We start from the raw sequence: 16,922 nt of genomic DNA, 5'->3' as shown, positions 1-16,922 counted from the left end.
CGGCCAAAAACGCAATCCAAGCGGTCTGACCACAGAAGAAATACCCGGTCAGAGGCAAAAAGAGACTGTGCCCCTGGAGGGACTCGAACCCCCAACCGTTTCCTTAGGACGGAACTGCTCTTCCATTGAGCTACAGAGGCTGGCGGCATCAAGTCTATGCGGTCAACGCCCTCGGCTCCGTCGGGACTGTTGCCCGGGCCGGTCCGGCGCGGATGCCGTGACGGAGCCGCCGCCCAGTCGCCCGTCGAGCGGCGCGCGCAGGCCACGCCGCCGCAGTTCGCCGACCATCCATCCGCGCTGGTGCGCGATCATCCGTCGATGCAGCAGGACGCCGACAAGCAGCAGTGCCAGTGCGCCGAGGTACCACGCCCAATACCACCACTGCATGCCCGGCGTGAGCAGCAGCGAGACCGCGCCGATGATCAGAGTCAGCACGCCGGCGTAGTACGCGATGCGACTGGCGGTGCGCAGCGATGTTGCCGTCGGCGCGGCCTGCCGCAGCGCCCACACGGTGGCGTAGTCGTCGCGCAGTTCGGCCAGCAGGTCGCGCTGCGGCGACGGCGGCATGTCACCCAGCAGTGCGGTGAGGCGCTCCGCGCGCTTGAGGTCGTCGGCGCGTGCCGCGACCCGCGGCGCGAGGACGGCCGCCGTGGCGGTGACGAGAGCGACGACGATCGGCACGAAGGGCTCGGCGACCGTCGCGGTCGTGGCAGGCTCAGCGAGCAGCATCCCCTCACCTCCGCTCGACGACCGACGGCGCACCCCGCGCTCGCCGCCATCCTCCCGCGCGTGCCCGCGCGCCGGAAGACCCGCCGGACACGCGAAGGCCCCGGCATCCGCGAAGGATGCCGGGGCCCGAAGTCCGACGTCAGCCCTGGGTCGCCAGGGCGAAGCGCACGGCGCCCTCATCGCTCACCTCGGCGTCGAGCACGCGGTCGTCGAGGGCGACCGCCGCGGTCTCGTCGAGGAAGACGCGGGCGCCGTCGGTGACGACGATCGTGTCGTGCGGCTGAGGGTCGGGAGCGACGCTCAGTTCGAACCCGCCCGTACCTCCGGTGTCGCGGATCCTGACGCCTCCGTCTTCGGCCTGCGGCACGCGGGCCACGATCTCCTTGACGGCATCGGCGGCGGTCTGGGTGAGAGTAAGCATGCTCTTCCTTTCCGTTTGCGGTTCCGGACGGGCCACGATTCCGAGAACGGCCTGCGGATGCAACCTCAGCGCGCCGTTCACCGGGCATTCGGAGGGTTCTCCCATGTTGACCGGCGGCGGGATCGTGGCATCGCCGGCGGCCCACGCCGTCACGGACGCCGCCCGGTTCCCGGACCGCCGCCGGCGCCGCCCGACACGGCGACTCCCTCGGTGACCGTGGTCGCCGAGACACCGTTGACGGTGACGACGTAGGTGCCGCCGTCCGTGAGACCCGGACCGCTGTAGAAGACGGCGCCGAAGCTCTGATCGGCCTCGAACGAGGCGATCGCAGTGCCCGCGGCATCCGTCACCTCCACCGTGTCGCCGGCCGAGCCCGACACGGTCGCCGCGACCCACTGCTGTGCTCCAGTCGGCGTGACGAGCACAGAGCCCGCGACGAACAGTTCGCCGCCGTCCACCGCGACCGAGCCGTTCGCGTCGACCGCTCCCTGGCCGCCCGCCGAGCTCGGACCGCTGACGACGGTGGTGCCCCCGGTGATCGCGATCGAGCCGTTGGAGTCGAGGCCGTCGCCCGTCGCGGCGAGGCGCACGGTGCCGCCCGAGATCGTGAGCGTCTCACCGGTGTCCTGCTCGCCGCCGCCCATTCCGCCACCCTGCGCGGCGGTCGACGCCGTCGCCCCGGCCGCGTTGATGCCGTCGTCGCTCGAGGTGACGTCGACGGTGCCGCCGGAGATCGCGATGTCGGTCGCCTCCAGGCCCTCCACCGACTCGGCGACGGTGACCGCGCCGTCGCGGACCTCGAGTCGCTGCTCGGCGTGGATCCCGTCGTCGCCGGAGGTCACGGTCAGCGTGCCGCCGCCGATCCCGACCGACCCGTCGGAGTGGACGCCGTCATCCACCGCCTCGACCGACACGTCGCCGCCGTCGATCGCGACGACGGCGCCGGCCGACACGCCCTTGGGTGCGTCGTCCGATCCCGTGGCCGCCGTCCCGGCGGTCAGGGCGATCGTCCCGCCGGTGATGACGGCATCCGTGGCGGCGGCGATGGCGTCGTCGCCGCTCGTGGCGACCACGTCGCCCCCGGTGACGGCGACGAAGCCCTGCGTGGCGTCGTCCGTCTGGTCGCTCTTCAGGGCGTCGCCACCGGCCTCGAGCACGACGGTCCCGCCCTCGACGGTCAGCGAGTCCTTGCCGCGCAGCGCGTCGTCGACTGCCTCGACCGTGATCTCGCCCGAGAGCACGACGAGGTCGTCGGTGCTCGCGATGCCGTCGTTCCCGTTGCCCGATACGGTCAGTGAGCCCGCGCCCGAGACGGTCAGGTCGGCGTCGGCGTAGATCGCCGCGTTCGCCTCGGCGTCGTCGGCGTACGACGACGCGTCCGACACCGCGTTCTGGCTCCCGTCCGCCAGATGGAGGGCCACGTCGTCGGCGGTCGTCACGGTGATGGCAGGCGAATCGGATGCCGAGATCTCGGCGTCGTCGAGGATCAGCACGACCTGCGCGTCCTCCGGCGCCGCGACGACGACCTGCCCGTCGAGCGATCCGGAGAGCCGGAACACGCCGGTTCCTGTGATCGTGACGGTGGAGCCGTCGACGGTCACGGCGTCGGAGTCACTCGACGCCGAATCGCCGTCGAGCGCGATGTCGACGGCATCCGCGTCGCTCCACTCGTCGTCCCGGACGACCGTCATATCGGCGTTCGCGGCGAGCACCGCGGTGGCGCTGAGATCGGAGTCGACGACGGCCGTCGCCTCGGGCGTCGACGTGTCGTCAGTGCTCAGGCTGACGGCACCGGACGAAACAGCGGTCTGGGTGGCGCAGCCGGCGAGGGCCAGGCCGGCGAGGGTGAGAGGGGCGGCGGCCAGGATCAGGCGGCGACGGAGCATGATGTGTCCTCCTTGGGGACGGTCGGGTCGGGGATCGGGGTGACAGCGGAGGGGCGAGGGTGCGGAGCCGCTCGCCGGCCCGGAGCGAAGGGCCCGTGCAGGAGGCGGGCCCAGCGATTGCGAGGCAGCCCGGGGTGCAGGGCGGCGAGGCCGGTCGCGTACTTGCTGACGGTGGCGGGGCGATGACCGGCGCGCCACAGGGCTCGGTCGACGTCGGACGGGCGCGCTCCGGACTTCGTCTCGACGATCGCGGTCTCGGGGAGGGCGAAGCCGCCCGCGTCGGGCTCGATCCACTCCAGCGCGGTGTCGATCGTGGCGCGCCCCGCGCCGTCGGGGGCCAGCAGCGTCGCGCGGCGGTATCGCGTCACCAGGGTCACATCGAGTTCGTGTGCGCGCCCGGCCGCGAGACCGATGGCGTCGAAGGCATCCGCGACGTCGCCGCGCGCCTCGTCGGTGAGCCGGTCGCGTGTGCGGAGGTCGTACTCGTCACGGTGCTTGACCGTGGTGCCGCGGGCGCCGCGCGTCTTGATCTCGAGGTAGGCGGTGCCCGTGTCGAGGTACGTGCGGGTGCGGAGCTTGAAGCGGCGTCGCCGCGGCTGCGCGGCCATGCGGAAGCTCAGCAGGTCGGGAGTGTCGAAGTACACCGACTCATACGCGAAGTCGCGGGCGCCGTCGATCTCGAGCACCCGCGTGCTCGGGTCGAGGGCGGCGATCACCGCGGCGAGGTCTTCGCGGGGCACCACGTACTTGCGGTCGACTCGCGTGAGGAGGGATGCCTCCGCCACGAGCTCGTCGAGCCGCACCGGTGCGAAGCGGTCGAGGGCAGTCACCGCACCGCTCCTTCCCGCACCGGGGCGGCGTCTGCCGGCCGCGTGCTGAGGTCGTCGTGAGCGCCGGCGGCGGCTCGCGGCATCCGGAACCGCACGTCCACGAGCGTCGTGTCGTTGACAAGGTCGAGCTCCTGGACGGTGAGGGCTGTCACCGTCCCGCCGAGCCGCTCGCCGAGCTCCGCCCGCAGTTCGGCTTCGTCGCTCAGCGCCCGGTCGAGTCGCACCACCTGGTGCCGGCTGCGCGAGAGCAGCGCCGGGTGATCGGCGGCCCACAGGACGGCGAGGATCAGCACCACGAGCGCGGCGACCGGCCACGGGTCGCTCTGCGGGAGTCCGGTGACGAGCCCGATCGCGAGCGCCGCGAAGTAGTACGCCACCTCGCGCTGCGAGATCTCGGACGAGCGGAGCCGGATGATCGACAGCACGCCGAACAGGCCCAGTCCCAGTCCCAGCGCGACCTCGGCGGTCCCGAGCACCGCGGCCACCGCCATCACACCGACGTTGACGCCGAGGAAGGCGACGACGAGGTCGCGACGGCGGTGCCGGCGGTAGTAGAGCCCGAGGCTCAGCACGAGGGCGGCGGCGAGATCGATGCCGATCAGGATCAGCGCGCTGGTGGTCATGGGTTCCTCCCGATGGGGTGTTCGTTCGCCTCCATCCGAGTCGGCGCGACTATGCGGTTGCTATGCCCCGCGTCTGGCGAGGAGATGAGTTCGGCACGACCGCGAGGCCGACGCAGAGTCACGGCGCCCTCGCGCTCAGGAGCACCGCCGCGTGCCGGTGGAGCAAGATCGCCGGTTCTTGACACCGTGTCGGGCGCAATGAGGGGCGCATCCTCCCCGGCGTCTGCAAGGGTGGAGGCGTCGACGCGCGCACACCGAAGCGCTCGTCCGATCCGCGTCGCACCAGATCCAGAGGAACGCATGACCCGCATTGGCATCGTCGCCGAAGCGCCCGGCGAGAACCGGGTGGCCGCGACCCCGACCACCGTCCCGAAGCTCATCGGCCTCGGCTACGACGTCGTCGTCGAAGCCGGCGCCGGCGCCGCGTCGTCGTTTCCCGACGCCGCGTACGCCGAGGCCGGCGCGACGATCGTCGACGACCGCACCGCGTGGGCGTCGCCGATCGTGCTGAAGGTGGACGCGCCGACCCGCGCCGAGATCGGCCGGCTGGCCGACGGTGCGACGCTGGTCGCGATGCTCAGCCCGGGACTGCGCCCGGACCTCGTGGAGTCCCTCGCGACGCGGGGGATCACCGCGATCGCGCTCGATGCGGTGCCGCGCATCTCGCGGGCGCAGTCGATGGACGTGCTGAGCTCGATGGCGAACATCTCGGGATATCGCGCCGTGGTCGAGGCCGCCCACGAGTTCGGCCGCTTCTTCACCGGCCAGGTGACCGCGGCGGGCAAGGTGCCGCCGGCGAAGGTGCTCGTGGCGGGCGCCGGTGTCGCCGGCCTCGCGGCGATCGGCGCCGCGTCGAGCCTGGGCGCGATCGTGCGGGCGACCGACCCGCGGCCGGAGGTGGCCGACCAGGTCGCGTCGATCGGCGGGGAGTATCTCGCGGTCATCGTGCCCGACGAGGCCGCGCAGGCGTCGGCCGACGGCTACGCCAAGGCCACGAGCGAGGCCTACGACCGGCGGGCGGCGGAGATCTACTCCGAGCAGGCCGCCGATGTCGACATCATCATCACCACCGCCCTGATCCCGGGCAGGCCCGCGCCGCGCCTCATCACGGCCGCGGATGTCGCGACGATGAAGCCCGGGAGCGTCATCGTCGACATGGCGGCGGCCCAGGGCGGCAACGTGGAGGGCTCGGTGGCGGGGGAGCGGGTGGTGACCGAGAACGGCGTCGTGATCCTCGGCTACACCGACCTGCCGGGGCGCCTGCCCCAGCAGGCGTCGCAGCTGTTCGCCACCAACCTCGTCAATCTGGTCAAGCTCCTCACACCCGGCAAGGACGGCAGACTCGTCCTCGACTTCGACGACGTCGTGCAGCGCGGGGTCACCGTCGTGCGCGACGGCGTCGTGACGTGGCCGCCGCCTCCCGTCCAGGTCTCGGCCGCCCCGGCCGCCGCCAAGCCCGTCACCGCCGGGTCGGCGGTCGCGCCGAAGCCGCCGATGTCACGTGCCAGGCGCACGGGGCTGATCGTCGCGGGCATCGCCGCGCTGTTCGCGGTCTGCGCGTTCGCGCCACCGCCCCTGCCGCAGCACTTCCTCGTGCTCACGCTCGCGATCGTCGTCGGCTTCTACGTCATCGGTCACGTCGCCCACGCGCTGCACACGCCGCTCATGAGCGTCACCAACGCGATCTCGGGCATCATCGTCGTCGGGGCGATGGTGCAGATCACGCTGCCCGATCTCACCGTCCAGATCCTGGCGGCCGTCGCCGTGCTGCTGGCCAGCATCAACATCTTCGGCGGGTTCGCCGTGACGCGGCGCATGCTGGCGATGTTCCAGAAGGACCAGGCCCGATGATCGGCGTCGCGGGAGCGGTCGCCGGCGCCGCCTACATCGTCGCCGCCCTGCTGTTCATCCTGAGCCTCGCGGGTCTCAGCAAGCACGAGACGTCCCGCCGAGGCGTGACGTACGGCATCGTCGGCATGACCGTCGCCCTGGCCGCCACGGTGTGGGCGACCGCGGCCGGCGCGTGGGGCGACGCGTCGGCGACCACCGGGCTCGTGCTGCTCGTGGCCGCCGTGGCGGTCGGCGGCGCTATCGGGCTGTGGCGGGCGCGCCGGGTCGAGATGACCGGGATGCCGGAGCTCATCGCGCTGCTGCACTCCTTCGTCGGCCTCGCCGCCGTCCTGGTCGGGTGGAACGGCGCGCTGTACGACGCGGGCCTCGAGGGGGCGCTCGCCGACATCCATCACGCCGAGGTCTTCATCGGCGTCTTCATCGGCGGTGTGACCTTCACCGGATCCGTCGTCGCCTTCCTGAAGCTGTCGGCGCGCATCTCATCCAAGCCGTTGATGCTGCCGGGCAAGAACGTCCTCAATGTGGGGGCGCTGGTCCTCTTCCTCGCCCTGACCGTCTGGTACGTGATCACGCCGGAGCTGTGGCTCCTCGTGGCGGTCACCGCGCTCGCCCTCGCCCTCGGCTGGCACCTCGTGGCCTCGATCGGCGGCGGCGACATGCCCGTCGTCGTCTCGATGCTCAACAGCTACTCGGGGTGGGCGGCCGCCGCCGCCGGCTTCCTGCTGAACAACGACCTGCTCATCGTCACCGGCGCCCTCGTCGGCTCGTCCGGTGCCTACCTCAGCTACATCATGTGCAAGGCGATGAACCGCTCGTTCCTCTCGGTCATCGCCGGCGGCTTCGGCATCGAGGCGCCGCGCTCCGGCGAGCAGGACCACGGCGAGCACCGCGAGATCGACGCCGAGACGGCCGCCGACCTGCTCGCCGGGGCATCGTCGGTCGTCATCACGCCGGGCTACGGCATGGCCGTCGCACAGGCGCAGCACGGGGTCGCCGACCTGGTGCACCGGCTGCGCGAGCGCGGCGTGGACGTGCGGTTCGGCATCCACCCCGTCGCCGGGCGGCTTCCGGGGCACATGAACGTGCTCCTGGCCGAGGCGAAGGTGCCCTACGACATCGTGCTGGAGATGGACGAGATCAACGACGACCTCTCGCGGGTGGACGTCGTCCTCGTGATCGGCGCGAACGACACCGTCAATCCCGCCGCAGCCGAGGATCCCGGCAGCCCGATCGCCGGCATGCCGGTGCTGCGGGTATGGGAGGCCGCGAACGTGATCGTCTTCAAGCGCTCGATGGCGTCCGGATATGCGGGCGTGCAGAATCCGCTGTTCTATCGCGAGAACGCGCAGATGCTCTTCGGCGATGCCAAGGAGAAAGTCGACGAAATCCTCGTGCAGCTTTCGCGCACGTGAGAGAGGTGCGGATCAGGCGCTGAATTCCGTCGGCAGGCGTGCGTCAGTGCGCCGCTTCATAAGCCTCGAGAACGGATGCCGGAACCCGGCCCCGATCCGAGACCTGATAGCCGTTCTTCTTCGCCCATTCACGCACCTGGCTGTAATCCTGCTGCCCGGTGCGGCGACGCCTGCGCCCCCCGCTCGACGCCGCTCCGGACGCGGCGCGTGCGGAGGACACGGTCCTCGCAGCGTTGATATAGCGTTCGAGGGCGCCGCGCAGCGCGGCGGCATTCTCGTCGGTGAGGTCGATCTCGTAGGCGACACCGTCCAGCGAGAACAGAACGGTCTCGCCTTCGCCGACTTCGAGAAGTGATCCGTCGAGGTCGTCGACGAGCTGATGCACGATTCTGCGGGCCATGGAAGGCACGATACGCGCATTCGTGTTGCGCGACTATCTCGCCGGCCGTCGTCGGTGGACAACTGCGCGAGGAATTCTGCGGGCACGGCGAATTGCGCACCATTTTCCGCTCGAATTCATGGCGTCGATGGGATGCGAATTCAAAAGAGTCGGGATGAGGGAACGGCTCAGGGCAGGAGTCCGGCCCGGCGAGCCGTCACCACCGCCGCGTGCCGGGTCGAGGCATCCAGCTTCGCCATCGCCGACTGCAGGTACGACTTGACCGTGCCCTCCTTGAGCTCGAGGGTCGCTGCGATCTCGGCGTTGGTGGAGCCCAGCGCGGCGCACGCCAGCACGTCGACCTCGCGGGGCGAGAGTCGCACATCGAGGTCGATCGCAGGCTCCGACGCGTCGTGCGACAGAGCGGCGAGGCGCGTCTCGAGCCGGGCGAGGCGGACGCGCAGCTGCGGGTCGTCGACGATCGCCGCGATGCTGCGCAGCTCGGCGTACGTTTCGCGCAGCTCCTCACGGGTCGAGGCCGCCAGGGAGACGGGTTCGGTGCGCGCGGGGGAGAGGGCGAGTCGGCGCTGCACCTCTTCACGGATGCGCAGTTCACTCGAGAGCTCTTCGGCGACGGCGAAGGCGGGCCGCGCGACCACGTCGCCGACGGGCGACTCCGCCCGGGAACCGCAGTAGATCACGCCACGCGCACGGTCGCCCACCATGACGGGGACCGCGAAGAGCGTCGCGATGCCCTCGCCGAGAACGGCGCGGTCGTAGTCGTGGGTGATGCTCTTGGAAGAGCCGTAGTCCAGCGCGAGCCGCGGACGCTTCTCGACCAGCGCGCGACCGCCCAGCCCGCGCGTGGCCTGCACGACCAGTCCCTGCAGGCTCGGCGTGCGCGCGCCGTGGATGGCGGAGATGTGGACCGCATCGCCCACGGCGAAGCCGCCGAAGGCGACGGGGAAGCGGGTGCGGCGCACGAGCTCGGCGACGGCGTGGTCGAGCGCGCTCGCATCGCCGGCGTCAGCGCCGAGCGCCCCCGTGCGTGTGCGATCGGGGGTGGCTGCGCGGTGTGGAAGAGACGCGCCCACGACTACCTACTTCCGGGGGTGACGGCGTCCTCGCCGTTTTTCGTAGCGTCGACCCTACCACCGGGCGCACGGGCTCACGTGGGCCGGGTTCCCCCCGATCAGGCGCGATGCCGCGCACATTCATGAGGCAAGGAGGCCACATGTCCGAACCGACGACCGAAACCGCTCCGCCGGGCGACATCGACTACATCGCGGTGGAGGAGTCACCGCGATTCGTCGAGCTGAAGAGGCGTCAGCGCGGGTTCGTCTTCCCGCTCGCGATCGCGTTCCTCGTCTGGTACTTCGCGTACGTCCTGCTCTCGTCCTTCGCCCGCGACTTCATGTCGCAGCGCGTGTGGGGCGACATCACGGTCGGGCTGCTGTTCGGGCTCGGCCAGTTCGTGACGACGTTCGCCATCACCATGACGTACGTCTGGTACGCCAACCGCAAGCTCGACCCGATCGCCGAGGAGATCCGCGAGGACCTCGAGCTGCAGGAGCAGGAGGCCCGCGCATGAACGACGTCCTCGGTGCCGTCCACGCCGCCGTGCAGACGGTGGAGAACAACCCCATCCTCAACATCTCGATCTTCGGCGCGTTCGTCGCGGTGACCCTCTTCATCGTGATCCGCGCCAGCCGCAACAACAGCACCGCCGCGGACTACTACGCCGCCGGCCGCTCGTTCACCGGGCCGCAGAACGGCTTCGCGATCTCGGGGGACTACCTCTCGGCGGCGTCGTTCCTCGGCATCTGCGGCGCGATCGCGATCAACGGCTACGACGGGTTCCTCTACTCCATCGGCTTCCTCGTGGCCTGGCTCGTGGCATTGCTGCTCGTCGCCGAGCTCATGCGCAACACCGGCAAGTTCACGATGGCCGACGTGCTGTCGTTCCGCCTGAAGCAGGGCCCGGTCCGGATGGCGGCGGCCGTGACGACCCTGGCGGTGTGCTTCTTCTACCTGCTCGCCCAGATGGCGGGGGCGGGCGGGCTGGTCTCGCTGCTGCTGGGCATCACCGAGCAGCTCGGCCAGTCGATCGTCGTGGCGGTCGTCGGCGTCCTCATGATCGTCTACGTGCTCGTGGGCGGCATGAAGGGCACCACGTGGGTGCAGATCGTCAAGGCGTTCCTGCTCATCGGCGGCGCGCTCGTCATGACGATCTGGGTGCTCGCGATCAACGGCTTCAGCTTCAACGCCCTGCTCGAGAGCGCGGTCGCCGCGTCGCCCAAGGGCGAGGCCATCCTCGGACCGGGGCTGCAGTACGGCGCGAACCCGTGGGACTTCATCTCGCTCGCGATCGCGCTGGTGCTCGGCACCGCGGGCCTGCCGCACGTGCTCATGCGCTTCTACACGGTGCCCACCGCCAAGGAGGCGCGGCGCTCAGTGGTCTGGGCGATCTGGCTGATCGGCCTGTTCTACCTGCTGACGCTCGTGCTCGGCTACGGCGCCGGCGCGCTCGTCGGGCCGGAGCAGATCGCTGCGGCACCCGGCGGCGTGAACTCGGCGGCACCGCTGCTGGCACTGCAGCTGGGCGGCCCGATCCTGCTCGGCTTCATCTCGGCGGTCGCCTTCGCGACGATCCTCGCGGTGGTCGCGGGCCTCACCATCACCGCCGCGGCGTCGTTCGCGCACGACATCTACGCCAACGTGGTGAAGAAGGGCGACGTGCCCCCGGACGGCGAGGTCAAGGTCGCCCGTCGCACGGTGATCGTCATCGGCGTCCTGGCGATCCTCGGCGGCATCGGCGTGCAGGGGCAGAACGTCGCGTTCCTGGTGGCGCTCGCCTTCGCCGTCGCGGCATCGGCCAACCTCCCGACGATCCTCTACTCGCTGTTCTGGCGGGGGTTCACGACGCGCGGCGCGGTGTGGAGCATGTACGGCGGCCTCGCCGCCGCCGTGATCCTCATCTTCCTGTCGCCGGTGTTCTGGGGAGGCGAGACCAGCGTGTTCAAGACGGGCACGCCCATCTGGCCGCTGAACAACCCGGGCATCGTGTCGATCCCGCTCGGGTTCTTCCTCGGCTGGCTCGGCTCGGTCACCTCCCGCACGGCGGAGAGCCGCACCAAGGCGGCCGAGATGGAGGTGCGGTCGCTGACGGGCTTCGGCGCCGAGAAGGCCACGCACCACTGACGGGCGATCGCGGGGTCCGGGCGGAATCCGCCCGGGCCCCGCGGCGTGCGGGCGGCCTACACGCCCGCCGCCGGAGCGGGCGGGATCGCGAGGCCCTGCTCGAGCTCGACGAGGTACCGCTTCACCTCCGGGCGCCCGCCGTACTCCCCGAGGGACCCGTCGGCCCGCACGACTCGGTGCACGGGGACGACCACCGAGAACGGCGTGGTCGCGCACGCCGTTCCCACCGCCCTGGCCGCTCGGGGAACGCCCGCCGCGATGGCCACCTCGCCGTAGCTCGCCGTCTCGCCGTACGGGATGTCGCGCACCGCCTGGAGGGCCGCACGCGTGAAGCCGCGCACGAGCCGCCAGTCCAGCGGGATGTCGAACTCCCGTCGCCGTCCCTCGAAGTACTCGTCGAGCTGCAGCGCGACGTCGTCCAGCGCCGAGCCGTCGTCCGGGACGGGGTGCGTGCGCAGGCGCAGCCCGACCCGCTCCAGCTCGCCGCCCAGCGGGCCGTCGAACGGGTGCAGTGTCACGATGCCGTCGTCGGCGGCGACGATGAGGATGTCGCCCACGGGCGAGGGGTGTACGCGGTAGCGCGGCGGGTCCGAGGGGGTCATGTGATCATCCTGGTCCTCGCGACGGACGCGGCGGCGGGACGCCCGGCGGCATGTGAGGAATCGCCGCGAACGGGCGCGTGTGGAGGAGCGGTGCCCGCGTGGCCCGGTTCAATACCGCGAAACTCAGGTCCATTGCAAGAGCCGGGCGAGCCGCGCGCTTAGGGTGTCTCGTGTGTGGCGAGGAGAACGGAGCGCCGTGCTGGGCGCGGAGAACGCCGAGCGCGGGCACGACGTGACCCCCGGCGACCTCGGCCTCGCCGAGCCGGGCGTCACGGTCGCGCACGTCGCCGATCCCGAGCGCGACCGGCTGCGTCTTCAGGCCGCGACGCTGGGCGGCAGGTCGACGCTCCTGCATTTCACCGACGGCCACGACGCCGCCATCGAGATCACCAAGGCGCACCCGGGGAGCCTTCCGCAGTTCATCACGGGGCGCTCCACGCTGCTGTCGAACCTGTTCCGCGACGAGGTCGCTCTGCGCAACGCGCGGCTCGCGGCCGAGCGCATCACCGCGAAGGACCAGGAGCTGCGCACGACGCGCGGCTTGGACGCGGTGCGGCTGGCCGTCGGGCTCGCGAACTGGCGGATCGGCGGCATCTCCTGCAGCGCCCCGGTGCTGCTGCGGCCGCTCGCCATCCGGCGGCACCACGGCGACTTCGAGCTCAAGCTGCACGGATCGTTCTCGGTCAACCCCGAGCTGGTGCGCGCCATGCGCACGCATTTCGGCATCGCGATCGACGCGGGCGCGCTCGCCGCGCTCGCGCACGACGGCGGCGTCTTCAAGCCGCAGCCGGTGATCGACCACCTCCGGGCGCTGACCGCCTCGATCGACAGCTATGCGGTGAAGCCCCGGCTGCTCGTGTCGACCTTCGCCGACGTCGGCGGTGCGATGGCGTCCGACGCGGCCGACCTCGACCATCGGGTGCTCAACGCCCTGGCCGGGCACGTCGCCGACCGCGAGACCATCACCGCCCGCCGCGGCGGCCTCGAGCCGACCAACCCGGACGAGCGTCCGCCCGCCGCCGACACGCTGCTGCTGGACGCCGACTCCGAGCAGGAGCGGGTGCTCGCGCGCATCGCCGACGGCCAGTCGCTCGTCGTCCACACCCTTCCGGGCACGGGCGGCACGCAGACGGTCATCAACGCCGTCGGCGCCCTCGTCCGCGACGGCAAGCGCGTGCTCGTCGTGAGCGCCCGGCGGTCGACCCTCGACGGCGTGCGGCACCGCCTCGCAGGCATCGGGCTCTCCGGCCTCGCCGTGTCGCCCGACCGGCTCCAGCGCGACCTCATCCGCGCGATCGGCCGCAACGAGAAGGCGCAGCCGCCGAAGGTCGCCGACATCGACGACGCCCTCGTGCGGCTGCGGGGGGTGCTCCGCGACTACCGCGCGGCCGTGACGGCGCGGCATCCGTCGTTCGGCGTGTCGGTGCTGGAGATCCTGCGCGAGCTCGCCGCCCTCGCCGAGCGGGGCGTCGCGCCGGCCACCGAGGCCCGGTTCGACGCGGAGGCACTCGCGAACCTCGCCGACAAGCGCGCCGAGGCCGCCGCCAAGCTGGCCGCGGCGGCGCGACTCGGCGAGTTCCGCTTCGGCCCCGACGACTCGCCGTGGTACGGAGTGAGCTTCGACACCGTCGAGCAGGCCCGCGGGACGCACGCGCTCGCGGGGAAGCTCCACCGCAGTGACGTGCCGACGCTGCTCGAGCGCGGGTACGAGATGATCGGCCAGACGCGCATGCGCCCGTTCCACACGGTCGCCGAGCTCGGCGTCTACCTCCGGCTGCTCCGCGGCATCCGCGACTCGCTCGACAAGTTCAGCCTCACCGTGTTCGAGCGTCCGCTCGGCGAGCTCATCAGAGCTCACGCGCCCCGCCGCGACACGCCGGAGATGAGCGGCGCCAACCGCCGCCGCCTCCGCCGGCTGTCGCGGGAGTACCTGCGCCCGGGCGTGCACGTGCCCGACATGTACGAGGCGCTCGTGCGCATCCAGCAGCAGCGCACCGAATGGCAGCGCTACGTCGACCCGGGCGTCACCCCCGAGGTGCCGCTGGGGCTCGGCGACGTCCAGGTCGCCTGGCAGCGCGTCGACGCGGAGCTGGCCGAGCTCGACGCCGCGCTCGGCCGCGACGGCGCCGACCGGCTCGCGACCATCCCCGTCACGAACCTCGTGCGCACGCTCGCCGGCCTCGCCGCCGACTCCGACGTGTTCGACAACCTGAAGGAGCGGGCGACGCTGCGCACCGAGCTCGCCGCGCTCGGGCTCGAGCCCCTCCTGCTCGAGCTCTCGGTCCGCCATGTTCCCGAGGACCAGGTGGCCGCCGAGCTCGAGTACGCGTGGTGGCAGTCCGCGCTCGAGGTGCTGCTGCGCACCGATCGCGCGGTGCTCGGCGCCAACACGGCCGTCGTCGACCGGCTGGAGAGGGACTTCCGCCTCGTGGACGAGGCCCACGCCGCGGCATCCGGCCCGCTCCTGGCCGCCCACCTGGCCACGCAGTGGCGCATCGGCATCGTCGATCACGCTTCCGAGGCCGACGCGCTCAAGCGTGCGCTGAAGCGAGGCACGATCACGCCCGACGAGCTCGTCACCGTCGCGCCGGCGCTCTCGCGCACCCTCGCGCCGGTCTGGCTGGCCTCCCCGTACGAGGTCCCCCGGATCCCGGAGGCGGCAGGATTCGATGTGGTGGTGCTGGCGGATGCCGGAGCCCTCTGCCTGGCCGAGGCCGCTCCGGCCCTGCGCCGCGCGGGCCAGGTCGTGGCGTTCGGGGATCCCGTCACCCAGAAGCCGACGCCGTTCGGCGTCGCGTCGGTGTACGTGGGGCAGACGCCCGCGGCTGCGACCTCGACGAACGGAAACGGCACCGGCCCCGTGGCGGAGCCCGACGCGCCCGACGAGGTGCCGTTCGATGCGACGAGCGTTTTCGAGCGGCTCGCCGAGCTGTTCCCCGTCGAGACCCTCACCCGCAGCTACCGCGCCGGGGGAGAGGATCTCGCCGCGCTCGTGAACGAGGCGTTCTACGGCGGCGAGCTCGTGTCGCTGCCGTGGGCCGGCTCGTACCTCGGGCGGGGCAGCCTCGCCGTCGACTACGTCGAGGGCGGCAACGGCACGCCCGACCCGATCACCGGGGCCGTCGAGAGCCCCGACGCCGAGGTCGCGCGCGTGGTGACGCTCGTCGTCGAGCACGCCGTCAACCGCGGCAGCGAGTCGCTCATGGTGGTCACCGCCAGCGTCCGGCACGCCGAGCGCATCCGCGCGGCCGTCGAAGCCGCCTTCGCCGGCCGCTCCGACGTCGCCGACTTCGTCTCGCGCGACACGGCGGAGCCGTTCGCGGTGCTGACGCTCGAGGAGTCGGTGGCCGAGAGCCGCGACCGCGTGGTCTTCTCGCTGGGCTACGGCCTCACCAAGCACGGCCGTGTGCTGAGCGATTTCGGCGACCTGTCCAGGCCCGACGGCGAGCGGCTGCTCACCGTCGGAATGACCCGGGCTCGCCGCTCGATGGTGATCGTGTCGTCGATCCGCCCGTCGGCCTTCGATGACGGGCGCCTGGAGTACGGCGCGGCGACGCTGATGTCGATCCTCGGCGGCATCGCCGCCCGCTCGCGCGAGGCGCGCCTCGAGGACCTCGCCGACCCCCTCACACGCGGCCTGGCTCGCGAGCTGCGGCGCGCCGGACTCTCGGTCGACGTGCACTACCGCGGCCTGCTGCCGCTGGTCGCCCAGTACGACGGCAAGGCGGTCGTGGTCGAGAGCGACCCCGAGACGATCGGCGAGTCGCTGCGCGAGTCGCTGCGGCTGCGCCCGCAGATCCTGCGCCGCCTCGGCTGGCACTACGTCCGCGTGCACTCCTTCGACCTGTATCGGGACCCGGCCGACGTCGCCCAGCGCATCGCCGCGATGCTCGGTGTGCCGCCAGACGCGCCGCGGGTCGACAGCGAGACCCAGCCGCTCGATGTCCTCGAGTGACCGCCAGCGGATCGAGCGGGTCGCGGGCGCCCGCCGCGCGAAGCTGACGCCTGCGCCCGGGTCCACCGCGGAGCCCGTCCCCGCGGACGAGGAGGCGGATGCCGCGTCCCGGCCGGACGCGGCATCCGAGGGGTCCCCGGGACCGAACGACGAGCGCCTCCGTCGCGACGTGCCCCCGCACTATTGACTCGAGACGGGTCGATGCGAGGGACGAGCGTTGACGCGGCTCGGGTCACGATCGAGTAGCGAGGGACGAGCGTATCGAGATCTCGCGCGAGACGGCTCAGCGCGGCTGCGCCGGGCCCTGGCTCTGGAGGAGGTCGCGGATCTGGACCAGGAGCTCCTGCTCGGTGGGCAGCGGCTCAGCGTCGGGCTGGCCGGCGCCGGCCTTCGCGGCCTGCTTCTCCTTCCAGTGGTTCATCGGCATAACGAACACGAAGTAGACGATCACGGCGACAGCGAGGAAGTTGATGAGCGCGCCGATGATGGCACCGATGGCGAAGGTCGAGGTCCCGCCGGAGAGCGTCGGCACCTCCCACACCCAGGCGCTCAGGTCGCCCACCTGGAAGATGACGCCGATGAGCGGGTTGACGAAGCCTTCGACGAGCGCGTTGACGATCGCCGTGAACGCCGCGCCGATGACGACGGCGACGGCCAGGTCGATGACGTTGCCGCGGAGAATGAACTCCTTGAATCCCTTGATCACGATGAACCCCCGGGGTCGTGGATCCCGCGACGGGCTCCGGACGTTCAGGATCCGGACGACGCGGGCGAGGCCTTCGCCTCAGGCTTCGATGATGTCGTAGCGGGTGCCGCCCCGCCACCCGACGCGTCGGATCCACCGGACTTCGCGCCCGCGCGGGAATCGGTGCGGTAGAACCCCGAGCCGTTGAAGGTCACGCCGATCGAGCCGTACTCCTTGCGCAGCGGCCCGCCGCATTCCGGGCACTCCGTCAGGGTGGGGTCGGCGAAGGACTGCACGGCATCGAAGCGGTGACCGCACTGCTTGCAGGCGTAGGCGTAGGTGGGCATG

General features: G+C 71.6%; 16 protein-coding genes and 1 tRNA gene. 6 read left to right on the top strand and 11 right to left on the bottom strand.

Annotated features, from left to right (window positions below; all coding sequences use genetic code 11):
• Positions 1-68: 68 nt before the first annotated feature.
• From ACWGUG_RS13965 to ACWGUG_RS13940, 6 genes are all read right to left on the bottom strand, one after another.
• Positions 69-140: transfer RNA gene (locus tag ACWGUG_RS13965), tRNA-Arg, on the bottom strand.
• Between the two features lie 22 nt (positions 141-162).
• Entirely contained in the window at positions 163-729 is a 567-nt protein-coding gene (locus tag ACWGUG_RS13960) for a hypothetical protein (RefSeq protein WP_452325029.1), read from the bottom strand.
• A gap of 139 nt (positions 730-868) precedes the next feature.
• A complete protein-coding gene (locus ACWGUG_RS13955; protein WP_452325028.1) occupies positions 869-1,150 on the bottom strand; it encodes a Fe-S cluster assembly protein HesB in 282 nt (93 codons plus the stop codon).
• A 149-nt stretch (positions 1,151-1,299) separates the two neighbouring features.
• Complete coding sequence (locus ACWGUG_RS13950; RefSeq protein WP_452325027.1) at positions 1,300-3,036, bottom strand: carbohydrate-binding domain-containing protein; 1,737 nt, start codon at positions 3,034-3,036, stop codon at positions 1,300-1,302.
• A complete protein-coding gene (locus ACWGUG_RS13945) occupies positions 3,018-3,866 on the bottom strand; it encodes a polyphosphate polymerase domain-containing protein (RefSeq protein ID WP_452325026.1) in 849 nt (282 codons plus the stop codon). The genes ACWGUG_RS13950 and ACWGUG_RS13945 overlap by 19 nt, the downstream gene beginning before the upstream one ends.
• Positions 3,863-4,489: a DUF4956 domain-containing protein gene (locus ACWGUG_RS13940; RefSeq protein WP_452325025.1), complete on the bottom strand. Its 627-nt coding sequence runs from the start codon at positions 4,487-4,489 to the stop codon at positions 3,863-3,865. The genes ACWGUG_RS13945 and ACWGUG_RS13940 overlap by 4 nt, the downstream gene beginning before the upstream one ends.
• Before the next feature lie 300 nt (positions 4,490-4,789).
• Between ACWGUG_RS13940 and ACWGUG_RS13935 the strand changes: the two genes are divergently transcribed.
• Positions 4,790-6,340, top strand: a complete 1,551-nt coding sequence (locus ACWGUG_RS13935; RefSeq protein ID WP_452325024.1) for a Re/Si-specific NAD(P)(+) transhydrogenase subunit alpha — start codon at positions 4,790-4,792, stop codon at positions 6,338-6,340.
• Complete coding sequence (gene pntB / locus ACWGUG_RS13930; RefSeq protein WP_336396583.1) at positions 6,337-7,752, top strand: Re/Si-specific NAD(P)(+) transhydrogenase subunit beta; 1,416 nt, start codon at positions 6,337-6,339, stop codon at positions 7,750-7,752. The genes ACWGUG_RS13935 and pntB overlap by 4 nt, the downstream gene beginning before the upstream one ends.
• Before the next feature lie 43 nt (positions 7,753-7,795).
• Here the strand turns inward: pntB and ACWGUG_RS13925 are convergent, their stop codons facing one another.
• Both ACWGUG_RS13925 and ACWGUG_RS13920 read right to left on the bottom strand, forming a co-directional pair.
• Positions 7,796-8,152, bottom strand: coding sequence for a histone-like nucleoid-structuring protein Lsr2 (locus ACWGUG_RS13925; protein WP_336396582.1), 357 nt, complete (start codon positions 8,150-8,152; stop codon positions 7,796-7,798).
• A 167-nt stretch (positions 8,153-8,319) separates the two neighbouring features.
• Positions 8,320-9,225, bottom strand: a complete 906-nt coding sequence (locus tag ACWGUG_RS13920) for a response regulator transcription factor (protein ID WP_452325023.1) — start codon at positions 9,223-9,225, stop codon at positions 8,320-8,322.
• 140 nt (positions 9,226-9,365) lie between these two features.
• Between ACWGUG_RS13920 and ACWGUG_RS13915 the strand changes: the two genes are divergently transcribed.
• Positions 9,366-9,722, top strand: a complete 357-nt coding sequence (locus ACWGUG_RS13915; RefSeq protein WP_336396581.1) for a DUF485 domain-containing protein — start codon at positions 9,366-9,368, stop codon at positions 9,720-9,722.
• A complete protein-coding gene (locus ACWGUG_RS13910; RefSeq protein ID WP_336396580.1) occupies positions 9,719-11,332 on the top strand; it encodes a solute symporter family protein in 1,614 nt (537 codons plus the stop codon). Before ACWGUG_RS13915 ends, ACWGUG_RS13910 begins: the two co-directional genes overlap by 4 nt.
• 56 nt (positions 11,333-11,388) lie before the next feature.
• Here ACWGUG_RS13910 and ACWGUG_RS13905 read toward each other — a convergent pair whose 3' ends face one another.
• Positions 11,389-11,934 (bottom strand): methylated-DNA--[protein]-cysteine S-methyltransferase, encoded by a 546-nt coding sequence (locus ACWGUG_RS13905; protein WP_452325022.1) that lies wholly within the window; start codon positions 11,932-11,934, stop codon positions 11,389-11,391.
• 163 nt (positions 11,935-12,097) lie between these two features.
• Between ACWGUG_RS13905 and ACWGUG_RS13900 the strand changes: the two genes are divergently transcribed.
• Entirely contained in the window at positions 12,098-15,889 is a 3,792-nt protein-coding gene (locus tag ACWGUG_RS13900; protein WP_452325021.1) for an AAA family ATPase, read from the top strand.
• Entirely contained in the window at positions 15,876-16,076 is a 201-nt protein-coding gene (locus ACWGUG_RS13895) for a hypothetical protein (RefSeq protein ID WP_336396577.1), read from the top strand. The genes ACWGUG_RS13900 and ACWGUG_RS13895 overlap by 14 nt, the downstream gene beginning before the upstream one ends.
• Positions 16,077-16,172: 96 nt before the next feature.
• On the opposite strand, the gene mscL is transcribed toward ACWGUG_RS13895, so the two are convergent.
• Positions 16,173-16,595, bottom strand: coding sequence for a large conductance mechanosensitive channel protein MscL (gene mscL / locus ACWGUG_RS13890; RefSeq protein WP_336396576.1), 423 nt, complete (start codon positions 16,593-16,595; stop codon positions 16,173-16,175).
• 44 nt (positions 16,596-16,639) lie between these two features.
• Entirely contained in the window at positions 16,640-16,921 is a 282-nt protein-coding gene (locus ACWGUG_RS13885; protein ID WP_336396575.1) for an FmdB family zinc ribbon protein, read from the bottom strand.
• Between the last annotated feature and the right edge of the window lies 1 nt (position 16,922).

The organism is Microbacterium sp. NPDC055455, assembly GCF_053619935.1.
This window is presented reverse-complemented; position numbering and strand designations above follow the sequence as displayed.